General features: G+C 63.6%; 21 protein-coding genes. 11 read left to right on the top strand and 10 right to left on the bottom strand.

Annotated features, from left to right (window positions below):
• Positions 1–384: 384 nt before the first annotated feature.
• From ACVWYP_RS20715 to ACVWYP_RS20730, 4 genes are all read left to right on the top strand, one after another.
• Positions 385–1395, top strand: a complete 1011-nt coding sequence (locus tag ACVWYP_RS20715) for a type II and III secretion system protein family protein (RefSeq protein WP_456684311.1) — start codon at positions 385–387, stop codon at positions 1393–1395.
• 34 nt (positions 1396–1429) lie between these two features.
• Positions 1430–1900 carry a hypothetical protein gene (locus ACVWYP_RS20720; protein WP_456684134.1) on the top strand — a complete coding sequence of 157 codons (471 nt, stop codon included), beginning with the start codon at positions 1430–1432 and terminating at the stop codon, positions 1898–1900.
• Positions 1901–1963: 63 nt separating this feature from the next.
• The gene (locus ACVWYP_RS20725; RefSeq protein ID WP_304499614.1) at positions 1964–2308 is read left to right on the top strand and encodes a hypothetical protein; all 345 of its coding nucleotides are present in this window, start codon (positions 1964–1966) and stop codon (positions 2306–2308) included.
• Between the two features lie 291 nt (positions 2309–2599).
• Positions 2600–3067 carry a tetratricopeptide repeat protein gene (locus ACVWYP_RS20730; protein WP_304499615.1) on the top strand — a complete coding sequence of 156 codons (468 nt, stop codon included), beginning with the start codon at positions 2600–2602 and terminating at the stop codon, positions 3065–3067.
• A 157-nt stretch (positions 3068–3224) separates the two neighbouring features.
• Here the strand turns inward: ACVWYP_RS20730 and ACVWYP_RS20735 are convergent, their stop codons facing one another.
• Positions 3225–4325 (bottom strand): hypothetical protein, encoded by a 1101-nt coding sequence (locus ACVWYP_RS20735; RefSeq protein WP_304499616.1) that lies wholly within the window; start codon positions 4323–4325, stop codon positions 3225–3227.
• Positions 4326–4589: 264 nt separating this feature from the next.
• Positions 4590–4856 (bottom strand): hypothetical protein, encoded by a 267-nt coding sequence (locus tag ACVWYP_RS20740; RefSeq protein WP_016846025.1) that lies wholly within the window; start codon positions 4854–4856, stop codon positions 4590–4592.
• 422 nt (positions 4857–5278) lie between these two features.
• On the opposite strand from ACVWYP_RS20740, the gene dinB reads away from it, so the two are divergent.
• The 3 genes from dinB to ACVWYP_RS20755 all read left to right on the top strand — a co-directional run bounded on the left by dinB (position 5279) and on the right by ACVWYP_RS20755 (position 7896).
• Positions 5279–6526, top strand: coding sequence for a DNA polymerase IV (gene dinB, locus ACVWYP_RS20745; protein ID WP_304499617.1), 1248 nt, complete (start codon positions 5279–5281; stop codon positions 6524–6526).
• A 90-nt stretch (positions 6527–6616) separates the two neighbouring features.
• Positions 6617–7556, top strand: a protein-coding gene (locus tag ACVWYP_RS20750) for an IS630 family transposase (RefSeq protein WP_439711172.1) whose coding sequence is annotated in 2 segments (ribosomal slippage) — positions 6617–6952 and positions 6954–7556 — 939 coding nt in all. Because the reading frame shifts where the segments join, the coding sequence is not laid out codon by codon here.
• 130 nt (positions 7557–7686) lie between these two features.
• Positions 7687–7896, top strand: a complete 210-nt coding sequence (locus tag ACVWYP_RS20755) for a hypothetical protein (RefSeq protein ID WP_092084574.1) — start codon at positions 7687–7689, stop codon at positions 7894–7896.
• 293 nt (positions 7897–8189) lie between these two features.
• Here ACVWYP_RS20755 and pyk read toward each other — a convergent pair whose 3' ends face one another.
• The 6 genes from pyk to ACVWYP_RS20785 form a co-directional block, all read right to left on the bottom strand.
• A complete protein-coding gene (pyk, locus tag ACVWYP_RS20760; RefSeq protein WP_304499619.1) occupies positions 8190–9605 on the bottom strand; it encodes a pyruvate kinase in 1416 nt (471 codons plus the stop codon).
• Positions 9606–9608: 3 nt separating this feature from the next.
• Positions 9609–10916: a glycerate kinase type-2 family protein gene (locus tag ACVWYP_RS20765; protein WP_304499620.1), complete on the bottom strand. Its 1308-nt coding sequence runs from the start codon at positions 10914–10916 to the stop codon at positions 9609–9611.
• A gap of 30 nt (positions 10917–10946) precedes the next feature.
• Positions 10947–12305: an oxalate/formate MFS antiporter gene (gene oxlT, locus ACVWYP_RS20770; RefSeq protein ID WP_304499621.1), complete on the bottom strand. Its 1359-nt coding sequence runs from the start codon at positions 12303–12305 to the stop codon at positions 10947–10949.
• A 65-nt stretch (positions 12306–12370) separates the two neighbouring features.
• Entirely contained in the window at positions 12371–13153 is a 783-nt protein-coding gene (locus ACVWYP_RS20775) for a fumarylacetoacetate hydrolase family protein (RefSeq protein WP_304499622.1), read from the bottom strand.
• Between the two features lie 5 nt (positions 13154–13158).
• Positions 13159–14178 (bottom strand): 2-dehydropantoate 2-reductase, encoded by a 1020-nt coding sequence (locus ACVWYP_RS20780; RefSeq protein WP_304499623.1) that lies wholly within the window; start codon positions 14176–14178, stop codon positions 13159–13161.
• Positions 14179–14264: 86 nt separating this feature from the next.
• Complete coding sequence (locus ACVWYP_RS20785) at positions 14265–14678, bottom strand: CBS domain-containing protein (RefSeq protein WP_028345072.1); 414 nt, start codon at positions 14676–14678, stop codon at positions 14265–14267.
• A gap of 238 nt (positions 14679–14916) precedes the next feature.
• Between ACVWYP_RS20785 and ACVWYP_RS20790 the strand changes: the two genes are divergently transcribed.
• The 4 genes from ACVWYP_RS20790 (at position 14917) to ACVWYP_RS20805 (ending at position 19568) form a co-directional block, all read left to right on the top strand.
• Positions 14917–15765: an IclR family transcriptional regulator gene (locus tag ACVWYP_RS20790; protein WP_225646051.1), complete on the top strand. Its 849-nt coding sequence runs from the start codon at positions 14917–14919 to the stop codon at positions 15763–15765.
• A gap of 181 nt (positions 15766–15946) precedes the next feature.
• Entirely contained in the window at positions 15947–17734 is a 1788-nt protein-coding gene (gene gcl / locus ACVWYP_RS20795) for a glyoxylate carboligase (protein WP_304499624.1), read from the top strand.
• Positions 17735–17770: 36 nt separating this feature from the next.
• Positions 17771–18556, top strand: coding sequence for a hydroxypyruvate isomerase (gene hyi / locus ACVWYP_RS20800; protein WP_304499625.1), 786 nt, complete (start codon positions 17771–17773; stop codon positions 18554–18556).
• 124 nt (positions 18557–18680) lie between these two features.
• On the top strand, positions 18681–19568 hold the full coding sequence (locus ACVWYP_RS20805) for a 2-hydroxy-3-oxopropionate reductase (protein WP_028345068.1): 888 nt from the start codon (positions 18681–18683) through the stop codon (positions 19566–19568).
• Positions 19569–19713: 145 nt separating this feature from the next.
• Here ACVWYP_RS20805 and ACVWYP_RS20810 read toward each other — a convergent pair whose 3' ends face one another.
• Both ACVWYP_RS20810 and ACVWYP_RS20815 read right to left on the bottom strand, forming a co-directional pair.
• Entirely contained in the window at positions 19714–21876 is a 2163-nt protein-coding gene (locus ACVWYP_RS20810) for a xanthine dehydrogenase family protein molybdopterin-binding subunit (RefSeq protein ID WP_456684135.1), read from the bottom strand.
• Positions 21877–22090: 214 nt separating this feature from the next.
• Positions 22091–22549 (bottom strand): (2Fe-2S)-binding protein, encoded by a 459-nt coding sequence (locus ACVWYP_RS20815; RefSeq protein WP_304499627.1) that lies wholly within the window; start codon positions 22547–22549, stop codon positions 22091–22093.
• Positions 22550–22552 lie beyond the last annotated feature (3 nt).

Genomic DNA, 22552 nt, shown 5'->3' on the forward strand with positions numbered 1-22552 from the left:
CGTGGGCGGGCCGAGAAATAGCTCAACCGGACCACGGAAGTGGTGCGCGCTGGCAACATCGGGGAGTTTTCTCCGGGGTTGCCGCGGCCGGGCGGACCTCTTTCCTTGCAATCGAGGCGCGTGACAGGGGATGATCCCAGAGCCGCCATTAGCGGCCTTGCGACCCGGGTGAGTGCCCGGTGCGCCGGGAATGGGAATTTTGCGAGTAACGATTTGTAGTCGGACAGACTGTAAGCTCTACGGCGTGGTGGACGAACGGGAGTGATCGGGACGCCGAGGTCGTAGGTTTACGGGGATCGTCGCGGAGACGCGGCGAAGGGGATTGGCATGATGGGAAGTCGCGTTTCGGTCGATGCGGGACTTGGGCTGGTTGCCTTGAGCGCGATGGCGTTTGGCGCTGCGATCGCCCTGTTTCATTTCACCGATCCTGCTGCCGCCGCCGAGCGGCGGGCGCCGTCCTCCAGCGGCGTGTTCGTCAGCGAGATGAGCGACGTCCAGCGCGTCAAGGTCACGATCAACAAGTCGCGGACCTTCAGGGTCGATACCGCGTTCTCGTCGATCGTCGCGGGCTCGCCCGATATCGTCGACGTGAAGTCGCTGAGCGATCACCTGATCTACGTCCAGGGCAAGAAGACCGGCACCACCAACGTCATCCTGTTCGACAGCTCGATGAAGCAGATCGGCATCCTCGATGTCGAGGTCACGATCGACATCGGCAATCTGCAGCAGAGCATCCAGTCCAGCACCGGCACCCGCGGCATTCGCGTATCCGCCTCCGAAGGGCAGGTGGTGCTGAGCGGAATGGCCGCCGATGCGGTCGCCGCCGAGAAAGCCATGGCCATTGCCACCGGCACCGTCCCGAAGGGCGGCATCGTCGTCAACGCCATGAACGTGGCTGCGCCGCAGCAAGTCATGCTGGAAGTGCGCTTCCTCGAGGTCGCGAGGTCGGCTGGCCGCGAACTGGGCGTGAACCTCTATGCCGGCAATGGCAACCTCACGCAGGTTGGAAATAGCGGAACTGCTGGCAGACCGGTAGCCTCACAGACCCCTCAAGGCGTTCCTGTTCTATCCACCGCGTCAGGGCTGATCGGTGGCGCAGTTCCGTTCGGTAACCTGTTAACGAATGTGCTGAAAACGAGTAATGGCACTTCGGTCGATCTGTTGCTGCAGGCGCTGGAGACAAAAGGGCTGGTGCGCAGCCTGGCCGAGCCCAACCTGATGGCGTTGTCGGGCGATGCAGCGCGCTTCCTGGCGGGTGGTGAATTTCCGGTGCCGGTAGCTTCCAACACTACGAACGGCTTTCCCACCGTCACCATCGAATTCAAGAAGTTCGGCGTCGAGTTGGGCTTCGTACCCACCGTTCTCTCGCGCGGCGTAATCAACCTTTCGGGTTGAGCCGTCGGTCAGCGAGCTCGATTTCACCAATGCGGTGACAATCCTGGGGACGACAATTCCGGCATTAAGCAGCCGCAACGCTCGGACCACGGTTGAATTGCGCGACGGCCAGAGCTTTGCAATTGCCGGCCTGCTCCAGACCCGCAACGCACAGGATGTACAGCAATTGCCCTGGATCGGCTCGGTGCCAGTCCTTGGTGCGTTGTTCCGAAGCGCGTCTTATCAGCAGAAAGAGACGGATCTGGTGGTCATCGTGACGCCGCGTCTGGTCGCGCCGGCGGCACCTGGGCAGCAATTGGCGTCGCCGCTGGACTCCCGCCTGCCTGCAAACGATGTCGACTTCTTCCTCAACGGCCAGATGGAAGTGAAAAAGCGCTACAATGACTACGTCAATTCCGGCGGTGACATCAAAGGTCCCTACGGGCACATCATCGCCCCCGATGTCCGGGTATCTGCGCCACCTGCGGTGGTAACCGACCAGCCCGTAGTCAAGACGCTCAACTGAAGGACGACCGATATGACATGCACGGCGTTACTCGCAGTTTTCACGCTCGGGGCTTGTAATGGCTTGGCCGGCAATGACGAAATGGATCGTTATTTCCAGCGTTCGGATACCATCACCTTAAGTGCCGGGGACGCGAAGCAGGTCAATGCCGTGACCCACACGATCCATCCCTGGCCGAGCTACGTCGGCGATCGCCGGATCGTCTCTCAGGCCGCGAAGACCAATGGCGCTATCACGCGCTATCGTGCCGGCAACCAGCCGCGCGATCCGTTACCGGCGTTCGGAGGAGACCTGCCGGGGTTGGGTCACTCCCCAATGGGAACTGCAGGCGCTACGGCAGCAGCAGTGGACGCAGGTGGTAGCGTCTACTTGGGGACCGGCGTGGCCACAGTGGGCGGCCGACCTTAATAAAAATGATACTGCTACTGGTACCAGCAAGGCTTGACGCGACGTTAGTCATTTCGCGTTGGATGCTGGGGTCTTCCAGGGCAGGGCGTCAGGAGCGTCTTCTATTTCGACGGGTGCATGTGGCTAGCCGGTAACACGTCTCTAACCCCACCCGTGTTAGCGTGGAATCGTGTTTTTAAGCGGTAGTAGGTGGGGCGGGGATTAGTGGCTATGCGGCGCATTCCTTTTTGGCTGGCTAGCGCCTTACTGACCACAGCATTGGCGGCTTGCGATACGGTGCAAGAATATACTGTGCGTGACGCCGCTGTGGTCGCGCCTGGCGCTCCAGCCGGTCCTGACCCCGTGCAGGAGCCGACCGACGTCAAATACTATCCCTCCGACGAGCCGGTGCGGATGGGGCTCGAGCACTACAACCGCGGCAATTACGGAATCTCGCAGCGCTATTTCAAGGACGCGGTCGAGAAGGCGCCGAAGGACGTGACGGCCTGGGTCGGGCTCGCGGCGAGCTATGACAAGTTGCGCCGCTTCGATCTTGCCGATCAGGCCTATGCGCAGGCGATCCGGCTTGGCGGCGAGACCGTCCAGATCCTCAACGATCAGGGCTATTCCCTCATGCTGCGCGGCAATCTGAGCGGCGCGCGGCGGAAGTTCGAGAAGGCGTATTCGCTCGATCCGGGCAACCCCGTCATCGCCAACAACCTCGAGCTTCTCAACGGCAGCCGGAAGTTCATCGAGCGTCCGCCGAATAATCAGCCGTAGGTTGACAGCGGTTCACGAGCCTTTGCACGATTTCTTAGAGGTATTATAATACCCAATTTTGCCCGACGCGTCGAGTTGCCGGGTCCGCCGGCTCCTTTGCATGGGGTTGTTTTCGATATTTTGGCAGCTCGCTCCTGCGACTTGACCTCGCCACGATCTAGTTCGGCATCAGCACGGCATCGACGCGGCGGCTGTTTCGTGTGCTGATGATGATGGCACCGTTGCGGGTCGCAAATCTCGCGCCGACAAGACGCGGCAGCTTTTCCGTGAGCGGTGAAGGCAGCGGAATCATTCCACCGGTGATGGGATCGCCGACATTGATCGGCGCGACAGCCGCGCCGGCCGAAGGCGCTGCCTTGATGTACTCCCTTATCAACTGAATCTCTTCACGCGAGAGGCTGAGCGCGGCCTGTTCGCCTGCGCCGTCAGTCAGCCTCTTTTCCGCCTCGGCCTTGTTCTGCGCATCTTCCTGCTGGGCGGCATCGCGTTTTGCGACTTCGACCTGTTCGAGTCTGGCGAGGCGTTCCCTCAGCGGCGCGATCTCCCGTCGCAAGGCGGCAATGTCCGACTTCAGCGAAGAGAGTTGACCAAGTGCAATCGCGGCGGCAACGCAAGCGACGACCGAGATCAGGCTGAGGCACGCCACCGCCAGCCCCGTCAATCCGCCTCGACGATCGGCACGACGATCCGGGACATCGTCCACGGATCGCCGTCGCCGCGCGCCGGCGAATTTCGGCATGGTCGTGCCGAGCAAGCTGACCAGACCGGACAGCCGCGAAGCCGTTCGGTTCGTCTCTTGAAAGGAGCCGAATGCAGGCGCTGGGATGATCGGAGAGCCCCCCGAGGGGATGTCGGGAGCAGTGGTCGAACGGCCTTCGCCGGATGGCTGGCGGTCGTCGCGGTCCTCGCGCGTCACGCCGGGGAGCTCGAGATCAACGTCGTCGGGTTGGTCGATCGCGGTGTCCGCACCTGAATGGCGCGTGTCGGCTGCAACAGTGTCCAATCGTTCCGTTTCCTGTTGATTGAGGATTTGTTCGATACGGGCGGCTTCGAGCGAGCGCCACAGCGAGAGTCCCGAATCGGTGATCTGCAGGCCCGCATCGTTGATCGATGCCCATCCCGATTGGAAGACGTCGGCGTCGCCAAGCTCGGAGGGCCGCTTCGACTGCGTGGCTTCATCGCCGGCCGCGATCATGCGCTTGACCTCGCGGCTGACCTCGTCGATCGCGATCCGCTCCCCGGGCCTCGCGGCCAGCACACTCAGGATCGCCAGATTGAACCTCATGCGGCGCCTCGCGATGCCCCATCAACCGGCCGTGCGGCCGTTCCCCTCCCGTGCAGGCGACGTGCGAGCCTCAGCGGGTCGAAGCGGATCAATCATGCCGGCACGGACGTCGGTCAGTCAGGGAGTCGAGCAAGTGTACCGGCTCCCCAAGGGGCAAACAATCCGGCACCAGACCTACGACAGATGGATAAGTCGCTCCGCAAACGCGACGCGTCGGGATCGCGTTCGCTGCGCGCCTCAGAGAAACTCGCGAAGCCTGGAGAGCTCGATCACGTGCTCGGGTGACAGCACGTCGGGGACGAGGGGAGGCTGCGACTTGGTCCGGATCTCGTAAAGATGTCGCGTCTTCTCGGGCTTGCCCATGAAATCCCGAATGCATTGGTCGAGCGTTCCGTTGACGACCATATAGGGCGCGCGATCCTCTCGCCTCGAGTTGTTGAGCGAAGGCCATTTGTAGAGGTGGGCCGCAGCTTGGAAGTCCACCTGATGAGATTGGTCGGTCATTGCAAAATATCTAGCCGAAAAAGCCCTGCGCGGCAAAGTCAGCCAGCTGATGGGTGAGCTGGTGCGGCAATACGCGCAAGCTGCGTGCGGTCGTCCATCGCAGAAGCCGCCGTCATGCATCTCGAACGATCCGCTGACGTGCGTCGCGTCAATGCCTCGCAGCAACTCCCACTTCGATCTCCCGCGGGCCGAGACCGGGGGCGATGTGGCGAAGGCGGCTGAAGGAAGTGCCGGCAGACCCCCTCGCGCGGCAAGCGCGCGCGGTGGCAACGCGCGTTGACGCCTAGCGTCGTTTGCGGCGCCAGCGGCCGCGGCGACGTGCTGGATTGACTCGATTCCAGAATGTTCCTATTTTGTTCTATTGTCAATTTCCACGTCCGGAGACGGGCGGCTTCGGTCAGGTCAGGGATGAACGGGTCGAGATGGCAGCAGCAGCCACCATCCTTCATGCGGACCTCGATGCATTTTACGCATCGGTCGAGCAACTGCTCGAGCCATCGCTGCGCGGCAAGCCGATCGCCGTCGGGGGCGGGGTTGTGCTTGCGGCGTCCTATGAGGCGAAGGCCTTCGGGGTGCATGGCGGCATGTCGGGGCGGGAAGCGCGTCAACTGTGCCCGCAACTCGTTTTCGTCGGCGGCCATTTCAGCGATTACCAGCGCCTGGGCGACGCGACCATCAAGGTGATCGGCGACTTCACGCCGCTGGTCGAGCGAATTTCGATCGACGAGGCGTTTGCGGACGTTGCCGGCTGCACTCACCTGTTCGGAACGCCTGCCGAAATAGCCGCGTCGATCCGGTGGCGCGTGCGCACCGAGCTCGGCCTTCCGATCTCGGTCGGCGTCGCCCGCACCAAGCATCTGGCGAAGATCGCCTCGCAGGTCGCAAAGCCCGACGGGCTTGTCGTCGTCGATCCCGCCGCCGAGCTAAGCTTCCTTCACGAATTGCCGGTTGAGTTGATGTGGGGGGTAGGGCCGGTCACCAGGACCCGGTTGGACGCGATCGGCGTTGCGACGATCGGTCAGCTCGCCAAATTGTCGGAACGGTCGCTGACGCGTTTGCTCGGTCCGGCAGCGGGCGAGAAACTCGCCGCGCTGGCCTGGAATCGCGATCCGCGACAGCTCAGGCCACACCGGCGTGCGCGATCGGCAGGAGCACAATCGGCACTTGGCCGAAAGCCTGCGATCGAGCGAGTCATCCGGCCAACGTTGCTTCATCTCGCCGACCGCGTCGCCACGCGGCTTCGGGCGAAGTCACGGCCCGGACGAACCGTGACGGTGCGCGTCCGCTTCGCCGACCTGAAGTCGGTGACGCGCTCGATGACGCTCGATGCGCCGGTGTGTACGACCATCGTCCTGGCCCGGCTCGCCGAGAATCTGGTGCGCGCCGCCCTTGCCGACCATCCCGGCGAGAAGATCATCTCGCTGCTGGCGATCTCGGTGTCGCATCTCGAGGAGCATTGGGATCTTGCGCTGGAGCTTCCACTCGGACTGGCGGATGAAGCGCTTCGCCCTGGAAGCCCGACAGGGATGGCCCGCTGGGCGGCGGACCGTGCGATCGACAAGATCCGCGAGCGCTTTGGCTGGGAGGCGATCGGATATGGTTCAGCCGCGCTGGAGGCGGTTCATTCGGTGCCCGATGCGTTTCGCAAGCTTGCCGAGAGAGAGCTCTAAAGCGGGATGGGTTTAGGTTGAATCGATTTGGGATTCCCAAATCAGTGTGTTTCTGATTCACCATGCTGGCTGGATAGGAGGCCGGTATGGATGGGCAAGCCTTATTCCCTGGATCTCCGTAACCGTGTCGTAGCCGCGGTTGAGGGCGGGATGTCCCGCAATCGGGCCGCCAAGCAGTTTGGGGTGGCGATCAGCACTGCCATCGGCTGGATGCAGCGTGTCGATGAGACCGGCAGCGTTGAGCCTGGCCAGATGGGCGGTCACAAGCCGAAGGCGGTTTCGGGAGACCACGCAGTCTGGCTGTCGCAGCGGATCAGGGACGGCGATTTCACCATACGTGGTCTCGTTGCCGAGCTCGCCCGTCGCGGCCTGAAGGTCGATTACCACTCGGTGTGGGACTTCGTCCATGCCGAGAAGCTCAGCTTCAAAAAAAAGCGTGGCGGCTGGCGAACGCGATCGACCCGAGGTCGCGAGGCGACGAGCCCAGTGGACAAAGTATCAAGATCGCGTCGAAGCTGAGCGGCTGGTCTTCATCGACGAGACCTGGACCAGGACCGATATGGCGCCCTTGCGGGGATGGGCGCCGCGCGGACACAGACTTCACGCCAAGGTTCCTCACGGCCGCTGGAAGACCATGACCTTCCTGGCGGCCTTGCGCCATGACCGGATCGATGCGCCATGGTTCATCGAAGGGCCGATCGATGGCGTGAGCTTTCGCACCTATGTCGAGAAGGTTCTGCTGCCCGTCCTTCGACCCGGCGATATCGTCATCTTGGACAACCTCGGCAGCCACAGGAGCAAGGTAGTTCGCCAGCTCATCCGCTCGGTCGGCGCCAAGCTCTTCTTCCTGCCAAAATACTCGCCCGATCTGAACCCGATTGAACAGGTCTTTGCCAAGCTCAAACACCTGCTTCGCAACGCCGCCGCGCGAACCGTCGACGCAGTCTGCGCCGCTATCGGCCACGCGCTCGACGCCTTCACCTCCGAGGAATGTGCCAACTACCTCAAAAATTCAGGCTATCGAACTTAATGCCATCACGCTTTAGCGCTCGCCGGTTCACGTACCTGTCACTGCATTAAGAAAAGTCAATTTGGAATCGCGCGCTTGTGAGTGGCGACCCCGCACCGCCGGCTTATTTTGAGCGTGCGGAGGGACAGCCATGAAGCACAGCGCCGAACTGATCCAGACGATGCGCGATGCGTTGGATGCGGTCATGGCAAGCGTGCCGGCGGATCAATCCGTGTTCGGTCTCAAGGCCGCTGTTGCGGAATGCATCCTGCGAGCCGCAGCTCACGGCCAGACATCGTTCGACGGGCTCGTGACGTCCGCATCCGATCAGCTTCAGTCGATCATCTCGATGCTGACCTAAAACGAGATGACTTTACTCGGAATCGGCGATCGACCCCGCTTTACCTCTCCCCGCCGGGGAGAGGTCGGATTGCGAAGCAATCCGGGTGAGGGCTCTTGTTCTCTCGATAGACCGCAACCCCTCACCCGATTTGCTGCGCAAATCGACCTCTCCCAAGGGAGAGGTGAACCTTCGACGCCGTTCCAGCTGAACCTAATCTCATCACGCTTCAGGCAATCGGGATGCGTGCGACCATCGCTCGCACCTTGCCGCGCGGAGCGCTGATGATGCAATCGCTCGGGCCGACGGTTCTCTCAGGGCAGCGATACGACCCGTAGATTGTTGGTCGTTCCCGCTTGTCCAAAGGGAATGCCGGCGACAACGACCAGCAGATCGCGGCTCGATGCAAACTGCTCTGCATGCGCGAATGCAGTTGCGCGCTCGACCATCTCCTCATAGCTCTGAACGTCGCCGGAAAGCACGCTGTGAGCGCCCCAAAGCAGGCACAGGCGGCGGGACACTTCGCGGCTTGGGGTGATGGCGAGGATCGGGCGGCTCGGCCGCTTGCGCGCGACGCGTGCGGCCGTGGTGCCGCTCGACGTATAGGCCACAATGGCTGCGGCGTGAACGACGGAGGCGAGATCGGCCGCTGCCGTGGCCACGGCATGCGGTGGCGTCTGCTCCTCGCCGGGCTGGGTCGCCTCGACGATCGAGCGGTACATCTTGTGTTGCTCGGTGCTGCGGATGATGCGGTCCATCATCTCGACCGCCTCGCGCGGATATCGGCCTGTCGCGGACTCCGCCGACAGCATCACTGCGTCTGCGCCATCATAGATGGCGGTCGCAACGTCGGAGACTTCCGCACGTGTCGGCGTAGGGGCGGCGACCATGGAGTCGAGCATTTGCGTGGCCACGATCACGGGCTTCACCGCGAGACGGCAGGCCCGCACCAACTCCTTCTGGCGCCCCGGCACGTCCTCATGTGGGATTTCGACGCCGAGATCTCCCCGCGCAACCATGATGGCGTCGCACAACTGGATGATATCGTCGATCCGCTCGAGTGCTGCCGGCTTCTCGATCTTGGCCATCAGACCGGCGCGGTCCCCGATGAGGCCTCTCGCCTCGATGATGTCCGAGGGCTTCTGCACGAACGACAGAGCAACCCAATCCACGCCAAGTTTGAGGCCGAACTCCAGATCGAGGCGATCCTTCGCGGTCAGCGGTGAAAGATCGAGGACCGTGCCCGGCAGATTGACGCCCTTGTGATTCGAGATCGCGCCGCCGACGATCACCTTGGCTTCGATGAAATCGTCACCGAGCCCGGTAACGCGAACGCGGACCCTGCCGTCGTCGATCAGAAGGTCATGGCCAGGGGCAACGGCGGCAAAGATCTCCCGATGCGGGAGGGGAATTGCGGTTCGGTCGCCTTCCGATCCGGACAAAACGAACCGAATGGTCTCTCCGGCCACTGCGGCGATCTTTCCATCGCGCAAGGTGCCGACGCGGATCTTCGGACCCTGGAGGTCCATCAGGATGCCGATCGGCCGGCCGACCTCCTGTTCCAGCTTTCGGATCGCCGCGTGAATGCGTGCGTGATCGCTCTGCGTTCCGTGACTGAAGTTCAGGCGGAATGTATCGACGCCCGCCAGCAGCAGCGCCTCGAGCATCTCGGGGGAACTGCTGGCGGGACCGACGGTTGCGACGATCTTGGCGCGTCGATGACGGCGCATGGGTCACCTCATTGCTGGCTTGATTCCCGGCTTGCCGGCTGCAATCAGCACGGCGCGGATATCGTTGACATTGGTAAGCGTTGGCCCGGTGCGCACCAGGTCTCCAAGGCGGTCGAAGAACGTATAGCTGTCATGGGCAGCCAGGTACGCCCGTGCGTCAAGCAGATTCGCGCCGGCGCGCCGCAGCGTATCCGGACCGATCAAAGCGCCAGCCGCATCTTCCGTTCCATCAATTCCATCGCTGTCCCCCGCAATGGCCCAGATATCGGACGCGCCGGACAGGGCGACGGCAAGCCCCAGCAGGAATTCGGTGTTGCGGCCGCCACGTCCCGCCGGCCCGCGCCCGATCGTCACCGTCGTTTCTCCTCCGGACAGCAGCACCGTGGGGGCGGGGCCTGGCTGCGCGTGCCTCGCGACTGATAGGGCGATGCCGGCCATCACGGTTCCGAGTTCCCGAGCCTCGCCCTCGATCGCGTCTCCGAGGATGATCGGCGTCAGGCCTTCGTCCCGGGCGGCGTTGGCCGCAGCGTCAAGCGCATGGAATGGAGCGGCAAGGATGCGGACATCAGCATCGATCTCGCCGGGTTTGGACGTCTCGTCAGCCTGTTCAAGCACAAGCCGCGCCGCTTCCGGCAGGTCGATGGCAAACCGGCCAACGATCTCCAGCGCATCGGCTTTTGTGCTGCTGTCCGGCAGCGAGGGACCGGAGGCAATCGCGGCGGGATCGTCGCCGGGAATGTCTGAGATCACGAGGGTCGTGACGCGGGCGGGGCGGGCGGCCAGCGCCAGCCGCCCGCCCTTGATCGCGGACAGATGTTTGCGGACAACGTTCATCTCGGCAATTGTCGCGCCGCTTGCAAGGAGTGCCCGGTTGACCGCCTGCTTGTCGGCGAGAGTCATCTGAGATGCCGGAAGGGTCATCAGCGCCGAGCCACCGCCGGACATCAGGGCGATGACGAGATCGTCTGCCGAAAGCCCCTCGACTGCGCGCAGCATGCGAAGGGCAGCGGCCTTGCTCGTGTCATCCGGCACGGGGTGAGACGCTTCGAGCACTTCGATGCGGCCGGCTGGGACCGAATGGCCGTGGCGCGTGACGACGACACCCGAAAGCTCGACGTCAGGCCATGCCGCGTCGAGGCCCGCCGCCATGGCCGCCGACGCCTTACCCGCGCCGACGACGATGCATCTGCCCTTCGGCTTTGCCGGCAGGGCGCTGGCGATCGTGATCCTCGGATCGGCGCTCGCGATGGCGGCGCCGAAGATTCGCCGCAGGGCGGCCCGAGCTCGCACATCCGTCCATTTGTCGCTCAATCGTTTGCGCTCCGGCCGATAGGTCTCTTGTTATGGCGCCTTCTCGAGACGGTCGTAAGACACGGGTGCCTCCAGTCGGCCGCCTTCACCGGGAAAGACCTTCGCGCGAGCGACTGCGGCGCTTGCCGTCGCTTCACTGCCGAGAATGAACGCGCGCCGCATCGGCTTGATCAACAACAAGGCAGTGAGGGCCGCGGTGGCATTGAGCGCAACCGCAACGATGAACACGGCCTGCCAGCCGAGCTGCGAGGAGATGATGCTCGCGAGCGGCACGAGCAGCGCCGCCGTGCCCTTCGCCGTGTAGAGCATGCCGTTGTTGGTGGTTGCGTATTTGGCGCCGAACGTGTCGCCCGACGTCGCGGGAAACAGGCTGTAGATTTCGCCGAAGACGCCGAAATAGATCGCCGTGGCCAGCACGAAGACAACCGGAACGTGACCGTAGGTGGACAGCGTCAGCAGCATCAGCGCCGCAGTCGCGAACGCGATGAACATCGTGTGCTCGCGGCCGATATTGTCGGAGACCCAGCCGAAGAGCGGACGGCCGAAACCATCGAAGACGCGATCGAGCGAGATGGCAAAGGTCAGCGCCGCCATCTGGAAGCCCGCCAGGGTGACCGGCGTGTCCGCGATCTTGAAGTCATGGGCGATCGGCCCGATTTGCGCGGCGGTCATCAACCCGCCGGAAGCCACCATGACGAACACCAGGTACATGACCCAGAAGATCGGGGTGCGCAGCACCTGGGGCGGGGTGTAGTCGATCGCGCTCTGCGGCAGATTGAGCCGCTTCTTCCTGGGCGCCTCGACGCCATCCGGCGGGCGGACGAACCAGGCCAGCAGGATGACGATGAGGCCTTGCCCGATCCCGAAGGTCAGGAAGGTGCTCTGGTAGCCGCTGGCGGCAATCATGTTGGCAATCGGTACGACGGTGAGGGCCGCACCGGCGCCAAACCCGGCGGCAGTTGCCCCTGCGGCCAGGCCGCGCCGGTCCGGAAACCATTTCAGCGCATTGCCGACGCACGTGCCGTAGACGGCGCCGGCGCCAATGCCCGCGACGATTGCTGCCGCATAAAGCGTGACGAGAGAGGAGGCGTATGAGTTCATGACCCAGGCCAACCCGATCATCAGCCCGCCGAACGTGATGACGATGCGGGGGCCGTATTTGTCCACGAACCAGGCCTCCACCGGCACAAGCCATGTCTCCGTCATCACGAAAATCGTGAAGGCGAGCTGGATAGCTGGACGACCCCAGTGAAACTTCGCGTCGATCGGGTCAACGAACAGCGTCCACCCATATTGCAGGTTGGCGATCATCGCCATGCAGACGATGCCGATCGCCAGCTGCAGCCAACGGAAGCCGCCGGGCGATGATGCCGGTTTCGTGGAGATCATGTGTGCTCCTGAGGCAGATAATCGTCGTTTGGGCCGGCTGCGTCGGGCTATCGTCCCGCCGCCGCTTACTGACGAAATTCGTTGGTCAACTCGCCGATTCCGTCGATCGCGACGGTGACCGTGTTGACGGGCTCCTTCATCACCCCGACGCCAATCGATGTCCCGCAGCAGATCAGGTCGCCCGGCAACAGCGTCATGTCGTGCGAGATCTTGCTGACCAGAGTCTGTGCGCTGAAGATCATGTCCGCGATCGGGTAGTTCTGGCGCTCGACGCCGTTCAGGATGGTGCGCACCACAAGGCTTGCGGGGTCGAGGCCTGAGGCAATGACGGGACCGAAGGGTCCATATCCATCGAAGCCCTTGGCCCGCGCCCATTGCGGGAAGGTCGGGTCGCGATTGAGGATGTCTGCCGCGGTGACGTCGTTGGTGCAGGTGTAGCCGAAGATGAAGGCGTCGGCCTGCTCGGGCGCGACCGCGGTGCAGCTCCTGCCGATGACGATGCCAAGCTCGCCTTCGTAGGTCGTCTTGCCATCATAGCCCAAGGGACGCCTGATGACGGCGCCAGGCGTGGTGACGCTGGTTGGCGCCTTCAAAAGGTACAATGGTTCGGCAGGCTCAGGTGATTTCAGCTTCTCCGCCAGCGCGTGAAAATTGTTCCAGAGCGCGATGATCTTACTCGGTTGCGTCGGGGCGAGCAGCTCGACGTTGTCCAGCGCCAGCGTTTGTCCAGTCGGTCGCGTGTCGCCGAACATGTCTCCTTCGTGCACGGAGATGCCGGACGGGGTGAGTTGCCCGAAGCCGATTTCGGCATGGTGGCGGAAGCGGACCCAGCGCGTAACATTGGCCATCGGGATCACGCCACCGCCAGCGTTTCTGCTGCTGCGGCGCCGGCCGCTCCGTCATAGAGGCCGGCCAGCCTGGTGCGCTGCGCGACCAGGGCCAGCACCGCATCGAGGGCGGGCGTCGCGATTCCTGTCATCCGGCCCATCTCCTGCACCACGGTGATCAGCGGATCGATCTCGACCGGACGTCCACGTTCGAGATCCTGCAGCATCGAGGTCTTGTGCGCGCCGACCTTGCGCGCACCTTCGATGCGGCGTTCGACATCGACCCGAAACTTGACGCCGAGGCTTTCCGCGATCGCCTGGGCCTCCAGCATGATCGCCCTGGACAGCGCGCGCGTGCCGGGATTGCTGCAGATCACGTCGAGGGTCGCGTGGGTGAGGGCGCTGATCGGGTTGAAACAGACATTGCCCCACAGCTTGAGCCAGATCTCGTCACGGATACGGTCGAGGACCGGCGCTTTCATGCCCGCGGCCATGAACAGCTCGGAAAGTTTCTGGACGTCGGATGTGATCTCGCCGGAGGGCTCGCCCAGCGGAAAGTTGTTGCCATAGACGTGGCGGATCACGCCGGGTGCCTCGATTTCGGTGGCGGGGTACACCACGCAGCCGATGGCGCGTTCGGGGCCCAACTCGTTCCACTGCCGACCGCCGGGATCGATGCTCTCGAGCGTCGACCCCTCGTGCCGACCACCGTGCTTGTGGAAATACCAATAGGGAATGCCGTTGACGGCGGTGACGATGCGGGTCCGATCGCCCAGCAGCGGCTGCATGGGTTCGATGACGCCGGTGATCGAATGCGCCTTGAGGCAGATGATGACGTAATCCTGCTCGCCGAGTTCGGCGGGGTTATCGGTACAACGAGGATGCACGACGCGCGCCTCGTCGCCGATCAGGAGCTTCAGGCCGTTCTGCCGCATCGCGGCGAGATGCGCGCCCCGCGCGACCAGGCTGACATCGGCACCAGCGCGCATCAATTCGACACCGAGATAGCCGCCGATTGCGCCGGCGCCGTAGATGCAGATTCTCATGAGATCCTCGCAAGCAGAATGGGGACACAGCAGGAGCCGCAGCGGGCTCGAACCGAGTAGCGTGGCAATGGACTTGGGTAACTCTGTCAGGCCGCGCAGGCGGCTTCCTCGTAAGCAAGGGTGATGTCCCGCATGCTCACGACGCCGACGAGCCGGCCGTTGTCGATGACGGGGATATGGCGGATCCCGTGACGGGCCATGAGGCGCTCGACATCCGTGAGCGCATCTTGCGAATTGCAGGACAGCAGCGGCCGCGGCGAAATGAACTGCGCGACTTTCATCGCAAGACCATTGGTGCCGCGCTCGGCGATCACAGCAACGACGTCGCGCTCGCTGAACATTCCGACCACGGCGGCGTCCTTGCTGCGCGAGGCGCTTCTGACCACGAGGGCGCCGACATTGCTCGCGTACATCAGGTTCGCCGCAATGCTCACGGTTTCGTTCGAGCCGATCGTCACCAGGTGCGGACTGTTGTTGCGAAGGATGTCCCCGACGTACATGGCAGCGTTCTCCCGGTTGCGTGATTAGGTCGTTTCGAAATAATCGTGGTATACATTATCCCAGATGTCAAACAAAAGAATCGAGCCATTTTAAAAGAAGAATGGCAAAAATACTGACCTATTCGCAGATTGCGTTCGCTTGACTCCGGGGCGTTATGGTATGCCATATGCCAATTCTGACGCTCGTTCTTGGCGAGCAATTTCGTTCTGAACCGCAACCGGTTAGGGTCAGGTCGTGATGAAAAGAGAGCCGATCAGGCGCAAGCCGTCCGATCCCGATCTTCGCGCGCAGCCGGAGCAGGACGTACGCGACGGCGGTGTTCAGTCCGTTGATCGCGCCATGCAAATCCTGGAGACACTTGCGGAGGATGATGAAGGCTATCGGCTGACCGATCTGGCGATCCGCACCGGCCTGTCACCCTCGACCGTTCATCGTCTGCTGACCACGCTCGAGAACCGCAGGTTCGTGCAGTTCGACCGCGAGGAGTCCAAGTGGCACATCGGCGCGCAAAGCTTCGTGGTCGGCTCGACCTTCGTGCGCCGGCGGAATTTTGCCGCGCAGGCGCTGCCCTATCTGCGCAAGCTGCGCGACCAGACCAGGGAAACGGCCAACCTTGCCGTGGTCGATGACGAATCCATCATTGTCGTGTCCCGCATCGAGAGCCGGGAGATCATGCGTTCGCTGACCAAGGTCGGCGGACGCGTCGCGATGATCGCCTCGGGAGTGGGCAAGGCGGTGCTGGCTACCTATTCCGATGCCGACGTGAACGCGATCATTCGCCGTCAGGGCATGCCGCGGCTGACGGAAAAATCGATCGTGCGGCCCGGCGAGTTGTTCAAGGAATTGGAGAGCGTGCGGCGTCAGGGTTATGCGGTGGATGATGAAGAGGCGCGCCTCGGCCTGCGCTGCGTGGCCGCGGTCGTCTTCAACGATTGCAACGAGCCATATGCCGCAATCTCGGTATCGGGCATGGCAGACCGGCTGACGAACGAACGCTTGCCCGAGATCGGTACGATCGTGCACCGGATCGCAGCCGAACTCACGGCCGAACTTCGCGGGAACCGCACGCAGCAAGCGCAGGCGTAAGGCGGGCTGCAATTTCGATCGCAACAATTTCCATTTCTACGCTGACGCTAATCGATTGAAGACGCGCAAGAAATCGCGAGCGTTGCCACAGCGCGGAAATTCCAATCGATTGCGTTGAGATCGATGCTCGCGGGCCTGATGATCCTGCTCAGGCCAACTCATAGCGAAGCGGGATCATCACATGAAGATGCGAGCGGTGGACGCAGCGGTCCGCATACTGGAACGCGAGGGGATCACTTGCGCTTTTGGCGTTCCCGGCGCAGCGATCAATCCGCTTTACTCCGCACTGAAGCGCAACGGCTCGATCAGTCATATTCTGGCGCGGCACGTCGAAGGCGCCTCGCATATGGCGGAGGGCTATACCAGGGCGAAGGCGGGCAATATCGGCGTCTGCATCGGCACATCGGGCCCCGCCGGAACCGACATGATCACTGGGCTCTATTCGGCGATAGCGGATTCGATTCCGATCCTCTGCATCACCGGTCAGGCGCCGCGGGCGCGGCTCTACAAGGAGGATTTCCAGGCCGTCGACATCGAGGCGATCGCAAAGCCGGTGACGAAATGGGCCGTGACCGTGCGCGAGCCGGCGCTGGTGCCGCGCGTGTTCAGCCAGGCTTTCCATATCATGCGGTCGGGGCGGCCGGGACCGGTGCTGATCGATCTTCCGCTCGATGTGCAATTGGCCGAGATCGAGTTCGACGACGAGACCTATTCACCGCTGCCGGTCTACAAGCCGACGGCGACGCGCAAGCAGATCGAGAAGGCGCTCGAGATGCTGAATGCCGCGGAGCGGCCGCTGATCGTGGCCGGCGGCGGCGTGATCAACGCCGATGCTGCCGAGCTGCTGGTCGCCTTCGCCGAAGCGGTCAACGTTCCCGTGGTCCCGACGCTGATGGCGTGGGGCGCCATTCCTGACGATCACGCGCTGATGGCAGGCATGGTCGGCTTGCAGACCAGCCATCGCTATGCCAACGCCACGATGCTCGAATCCGACTTCGTGCTCGGCATCGGAAATCGCTGGGCCAACCGCCATACCGGTTCGATCGAGACCTACACGAAGGGCCGCAAATTCGTGCATGTCGACATCGAGCCGACGCAGATCGGACGGGTCTTCAATCCGGACCTCGGTATCGTCTCGGACGCCAAGGCTGCGTTGGAAATGTTCGTGAGCGTCGCCAGGGAGTGGCGGAAGTCCGGGAGGCTGCGCGATCGGCAGGCCTGGCCCGCCGCCTGTCGCGACCGCAAGCGTTCGATGCTGCGCAAGAGCCACTTCGACAACATCCCGATCAAGCCGCAGCGCGTGTACGAGGAAATGAACAAGGCCTTCGGCCGCGACACCTGCTACGTGACCGTGATTGGGTTGTCGCAGATCGCCGGCGCCCAGTTCCTCAACGTCTACAATCCACGCAACTGGATCAACGCCGGCCAAGCCGGCCCTCTCGGCTGGACGCTGCCGGCCGCGCTCGGCGTGCGCGCCGCCGATCCCGACCGTGACATTGTCGCGCTGTCGGGTGATTACGACTTCCAGTTCCTGATCGAGGAGCTCGCGGTCGGAGCGCAGTTCAATCTGCCCTACATCCACGTCGTCGTGAACAATTCATATCTCGGCCTGATCCGGCAGGCGCAGCGCGGCTTCGACATGGACTATCACGTCCAGCTCTCGTTCGAGAACATCAACGCGCCCGAGATCGGCGCCTACGGCGTCGACCATGTGACCGTTGCGGAAGGATTGGGCTGCAAGGCGATCCGGGTCACCGATCCGAGCGACGCGCAAGCGGCGTTCGCGACCGCACGCGAGCTGATGGCGAAGCATCGCGTGCCCGTGGTGGTGGAGTTCATTCTCGAGCGGGTGACCAATATCGCCATGGGAACGGAGATCGACAACATCGTCGAATTCGAGGAGGTGCTGGATCTCCCGCTCGATGACGTGCCGAGCGCGTCACGATCCGGCACGCTGTTGCCGGCCTGACGACATCTTTCAGCGCTTCAAGCGGAGATATGACCCGTGCCTCAATTTGCCGCCAACCTCACCATGCTCTTCAACGAGTTGCCGTTCCTCGATCGGTTCGCGGCGGCCAAGGCCGCCGGCTTCAACGCAGTCGAGTATCTTTTTCCTTATGACTTCGAGAAGGGCGCGTTGCGGGAGGAGTTGACGCGCTGTGAGCTGACCCAGGTGCTGCACAATCTTCCGGCCGGCAACTGGGCAGCTGGCGAGCGGGGCATTGCGATCCTGCGCAATCGTGTCGACGAATTTCGCGACGGTGTGGTGCGCGCAATCGACTACGCAAAGGCGCTGGATTGCCGGCAGCTGAACTGCCTGGTGGGCATCGCTCCAGCCGATACGGATAGGGCAGAACTGCAGGAAGTCCTCGTGTCCAACCTGCGCTTCGCTGCCGGCGCGCTCGGCCAGCATGGCATCAAGCTCCTGATCGAACCGATCAACACGCTCGATATTCCCGGCTTCTTCCTGAACCGTACGGAACAGGCGGTGCAGCTCATTTCCGAGGTGGGCTCGTCCAACCTGTTCATCCAGTACGACATCTATCACATGCAGATCATGGAAGGTGATATCGCGCGGACCCTGCAGAAGCATCTCGGCCGGATCGCGCATGTCCAGCTCGCCGACAATCCTGGGCGTTATGAGCCGGGAACCGGCGAGATCAATTACTCCTATCTGTTCAAGCATCTCGACAGCATCGGGTATCGGGGCTGGATCGGATGCGAATACAAGCCGCGGACGACCACGCTCGAGAGCCTCGGCTGGCACGCCGCGCAGACTTTCGTGACCTAGAGCTTGTTCCGTTCCGATTGAATCGGGACGGAGCTCTGGAATTTTGTTTTGACGCGTTTTCTTCACGCGAGCCGAGAGTCGCTCGCCGGAAAACGCCTTCATCCGCCTGACAGGAGCAACGACAATGAAAGACATCGGATTCATCGGACTTGGCACCATGGGACGTCCGATGGCGGGCCACCTCCTGGCTGCCGGCTATCGCCTGTTCCTGCACGACGTCGTACCGCTTGCGCCCGAGCTGATTGCAGCCGGCGGCATCGCTTGCGAGTCGGCCAAGCAGGTGGCGCAGGAAGCGGATGCCGTGATCATCATGGTGCCGGACACTCCGCATGTCGAAGCCGTGCTGTTCGGTCAAGGCGGCGTCGCGGAGGGCATCTCCAAAGGCATGATCGTGACGGATATGAGCTCGATCTCTCCGCTGGCGACGAAGGAGTTTGCACGCAAGATCGATGCACTCGGGGCCGACTATCTCGACGCGCCGGTCTCCGGAGGCGAAGTTGGCGCAAAGGCGGCCAGCCTGACCATCATGGTTGGCGGACGGGAGCGGGCGTTCAATGCGATGAAGCCCCTGTTTGAAACGATGGGGAAGAATGTCACGCATGTCGGCGGCAACGGCGACGGCCAGACCACCAAGGTTGCGAACCAGATCATCGTGGCGCTGACCATCGAGGCGGTGAGCGAGGCCCTGCTGTTCGCGTCCAAGGCGGGGGCCGACCCCGCGCTGGTGCGCCAGGCGTTGATGGGTGGCTTCGCGTCGTCCCGGATCCTCGAAGTACACGGCGATCGCATGCTGAAGCGCAATTTCGATCCAGGCTTTCGCATTGAGCTGCATCAGAAGGATCTCAACCTCGCGTTGGAAGGCGCGCGCGCGCTCGGCTTGTCGCTGCCAGGCACTGCCGCAGCCCAGCAGCTGTTCAACGCCTGTACCGCCCTCGGCGGCAAAAGCTGGGACCATTCCGCTATTCTGAGAGCGCTGGAAGTCATGGCTGGCCACGAGGTCGCGGCTGCCTGAGCGCCGCGGAGGGGAATGGACGAAAATATCGCGGGCTCGGTCGGTGCGGGGGAGGCGGTAGCGCTTACCCGCCACGGATCGGGCGCCTTGCGCCCAAGTCGGTCGCTCAGCGTTCGGATCGTTTGCTGGGCATTTTCTGGTGTCCCTAGCGCGCCCCGTGAAGACGAACAAGGTTGTCCGCCCACACCTCGGCAATGTGAGACAGTGCCAGACCCGGCTTGCGCTCGAGCAGAAGTTCGAGCACGCGCGGCGGCGTCAGGGGTAATTCCTGCACCCGCTTTCCTGTCGCGTTGGCAACGGCGCAGGCGACGGCGGCGCCAACATTGAGGATCGGCACTTCTCCGGCGCCCTTGGTGCCGAGCGGCCCCACCGACGGCGCGCCCTCATAGAGGCTGATCTCCACCGGTACGACGTCGAGCGCAAGCGGTACGCGGTAGGTCTCAAAGCCGCTTTGACTGACACGGCCATTGCTGCCGATCGTCACCTCCTCGTGCAGGGCGTAGCCCAGACCCTGCACGACGCCACCCTGGATCTGGCCGTGGATTGCGCGTGGATTCAGCGCACGCCCGACGTCCTGGACCACGCGATAGCTTAGCACCTCGACATGCCCGGTCTCCGGATCGACGGCGACCTCGCAGTCGTGGACGGCGAAGACGGGGATGTCGATCGCGTCGATGAAATGACCGGCAACGCAACCGGGCATCGCCGGCACCCCGGCGCCGGTGAAAGCGCCGGTGCCGGCGACCGGTCCGCCCAGCGCTTGAGCGCGGGTCGCGACCTCGGCGACGGTGCGGCCGGAGCCCGGCGCGCCCGCGATCTCGATCCGACCATCGCGCATGACGAGATCGCCGGGCGCGGCCTCGATCATCTCGGAGGCGATCCTCAAAAGCTTCGTGCGGACCTCCTGTGCCGCCGACAGGCTGGCGGCGCCGAGCGAGACGGTGGTGCGGCCGCCACCGACGCCGACATCATAACCGGCCGCATCGGTATCGGCCGCGCGGACGATCACTTGCTCGGGCGCGATGCCGAGCGTGCTGGCAACGATCTGCGGCAGGCTCTGCATCATCGAGCCGGATCCGATCTCGACACCCGACGTGACCAGGGTCGCCGTGCCGTCGGCATTCATGTTCACCGTCGCGGCCGACGGGCCGACGAAGACGAACCAGGTGCCGACGGTGGTCGCACGTCCAAGGAGCTTGCCGTCGGTGCGCGCCGGCAGCGGCGCTGCGGCGTCGCGCAACGTATCCATCCGGTCGAGCATCGGGCCGAGCACATCGCCTTCAAATACCTGGCCGGTGGCGCCAAGGTCTTTGTCGCCGAGCACATTGCGGCGCCGGAAGAGAAGTGGATCCATTCCGATCCGCGCTGCGATCTCGTCGGTGTGCCGCTCGAGCGCAAAGGTGTTGTAGACGCCGTTGCAGCAGCGGAACGCCCCGTTCGGCGCCGTGTTGGTGTAGACCGCGCGCGAGACCATGCGCACGCTGCCAAGCCTGTAGTTTCCGCCGAGCGTGTGCGCGGTCATGGTGGTCAGGAAGATCTGTTCGCCGCCATAGGCGCCGCAGTCCATTAGTACGACCGCCTCGCGGCCCACGATTTCTCCGTCGCGCGTCACCGCCGAGCGGATGCGGATATCGGCGTTCTCGCGGAACAGGCAGGTCAGCATCTCGTCCTCGCGGGAATTGACAAGGCGAACCGGCCGGCCGCTGGCGCGGGCGAGGAGGGCGGCGAAGGGCTCAACCGCCAGATCGAACTTGAGACCGAAGCCGCCGCCGACCGGCGGCACGGTGACGCGCACCTGCGACGCCGGCACGCCCAACACGCGCGCGGTTGCATTGCGGACGCTCCAGGGAACCTGCGTCGACGTCTCGATATGGAAGCGGCCGTCCTCGTAGCTTGCGACGACCGCACGCGGCTCGAAGGCCACGTGGTTCTGCCGGCCGACGCGATAGAGACTTTCGACGATCTCGACGTCAGGCCGCGCAAAGGCGGCGTCGACGTCGCCGCGAACGACGGTCGCCTCCCAGGCGACATTGCCCGCGCGCGCGCCACCTTCGACCAGGACCTCATAGCTGCGCCAGTCCGGATGAACCAGCCGCGCACCTGGCGCCAGCGCCTCCGCCATGGTCAGTACTGCGGGGAGCGGCTCGATTTCCACGTCGATCGCCGCGAGCGCGGCCTGCGCCTGCGCCAACGTGACGGCTGCGACCGCGGCAAGCGGTTCGCCGTCGTAGCGAATGACATCGCGGGCGAACAGCGGGTGATCGGCGATGCCGATGCCGATCATGCCGGGCGCGTCCGCCGCCGTCACGATCGCACGTACCCCCCGGCATGCGGGCAGCCCTCGACGTGTCGAGGCGAATGATACGGCCCGAGGGCACGCCGGCACGCAGCACCGCGGCGTGCAGCATGCCCGGCAGATATCGATCGATGGTGTAGCGCGTGCGGCCACGCAGCTTGTCGGCGGCGTCCCGCCGGCGCAAATCCATCGTCGCGGAAACGTCGGACATGCTTGCGCCTCCCGATTATGCGTTGGCCAAGGCGAGCAGCGTCGCCTCGACGATGCGTTCGTATCCCGTGCAGCGGCAGATGTTCCCGGTGAGTGCCGCCCGGATATCGTCACGGGTGGCGTCAGGCCGGGTCGTCAAGAGATGCGTCAGGCTCACCACCATGCCGGGAAAGCACATGCCGCATTGGACCGCATCGCTGGCCTCGAGGGCCGCCTGGATGCGGTTCAGTTCGCCGTGAGCCGCAAGGCCTTCGACGGTGCGGATCTCGCGGCCATCGGCCAGCGCGGCGGGCAACAGGCACGATGGCGTCGGCTCGCCGTCGACCAGCACCATGCAGGCGCCGCAAAAGCCCTCGCGGCAGACCGGTTTCGCGCCGGTCAGATGCATCTCCTCGCGCAGAATGTCAATCAGCGGCGTGGCGGGATCGGTCGCGGAAGAAAGATGGTCGCCGTTCACGGTCAAGTTGAATCCCATGTC

The sequence above is a fragment of the Bradyrhizobium sp. USDA 3262 genome (assembly GCF_054060035.1).

Coding starts and splice junctions, on each gene's coding strand:
- dinB (WP_304499617.1), top strand. CDS start 5,279: ATGGCAGCAGCAGCCACCATCCTTCATGCGGACCTCGATGCATTTTAC.
- ACVWYP_RS20805 (WP_028345068.1), top strand. CDS start 18,681: ATGAAAGACATCGGATTCATCGGACTTGGCACCATGGGACGTCCGATG.
- ACVWYP_RS20740 (WP_016846025.1), bottom strand. CDS start 4,856: ATGACCGACCAATCTCATCAGGTGGACTTCCAAGCTGCGGCCCACCTC.
- ACVWYP_RS20815 (WP_304499627.1), bottom strand. CDS start 22,549: ATGGGATTCAACTTGACCGTGAACGGCGACCATCTTTCTTCCGCGACC.
- ACVWYP_RS20790 (WP_225646051.1), top strand. CDS start 14,917: ATGAAAAGAGAGCCGATCAGGCGCAAGCCGTCCGATCCCGATCTTCGC.
- pyk (WP_304499619.1), bottom strand. CDS start 9,605: ATGCGCCGTCATCGACGCGCCAAGATCGTCGCAACCGTCGGTCCCGCC.
- gcl (WP_304499624.1), top strand. CDS start 15,947: ATGAAGATGCGAGCGGTGGACGCAGCGGTCCGCATACTGGAACGCGAG.
- ACVWYP_RS20715 (WP_456684311.1), top strand. CDS start 385: ATGGCGTTTGGCGCTGCGATCGCCCTGTTTCATTTCACCGATCCTGCT.
- ACVWYP_RS20755 (WP_092084574.1), top strand. CDS start 7,687: ATGAAGCACAGCGCCGAACTGATCCAGACGATGCGCGATGCGTTGGAT.
- ACVWYP_RS20775 (WP_304499622.1), bottom strand. CDS start 13,153: ATGGCCAATGTTACGCGCTGGGTCCGCTTCCGCCACCATGCCGAAATC.
- ACVWYP_RS20780 (WP_304499623.1), bottom strand. CDS start 14,178: ATGAGAATCTGCATCTACGGCGCCGGCGCAATCGGCGGCTATCTCGGT.
- oxlT (WP_304499621.1), bottom strand. CDS start 12,305: ATGATCTCCACGAAACCGGCATCATCGCCCGGCGGCTTCCGTTGGCTG.
- ACVWYP_RS20785 (WP_028345072.1), bottom strand. CDS start 14,678: ATGTACGTCGGGGACATCCTTCGCAACAACAGTCCGCACCTGGTGACG.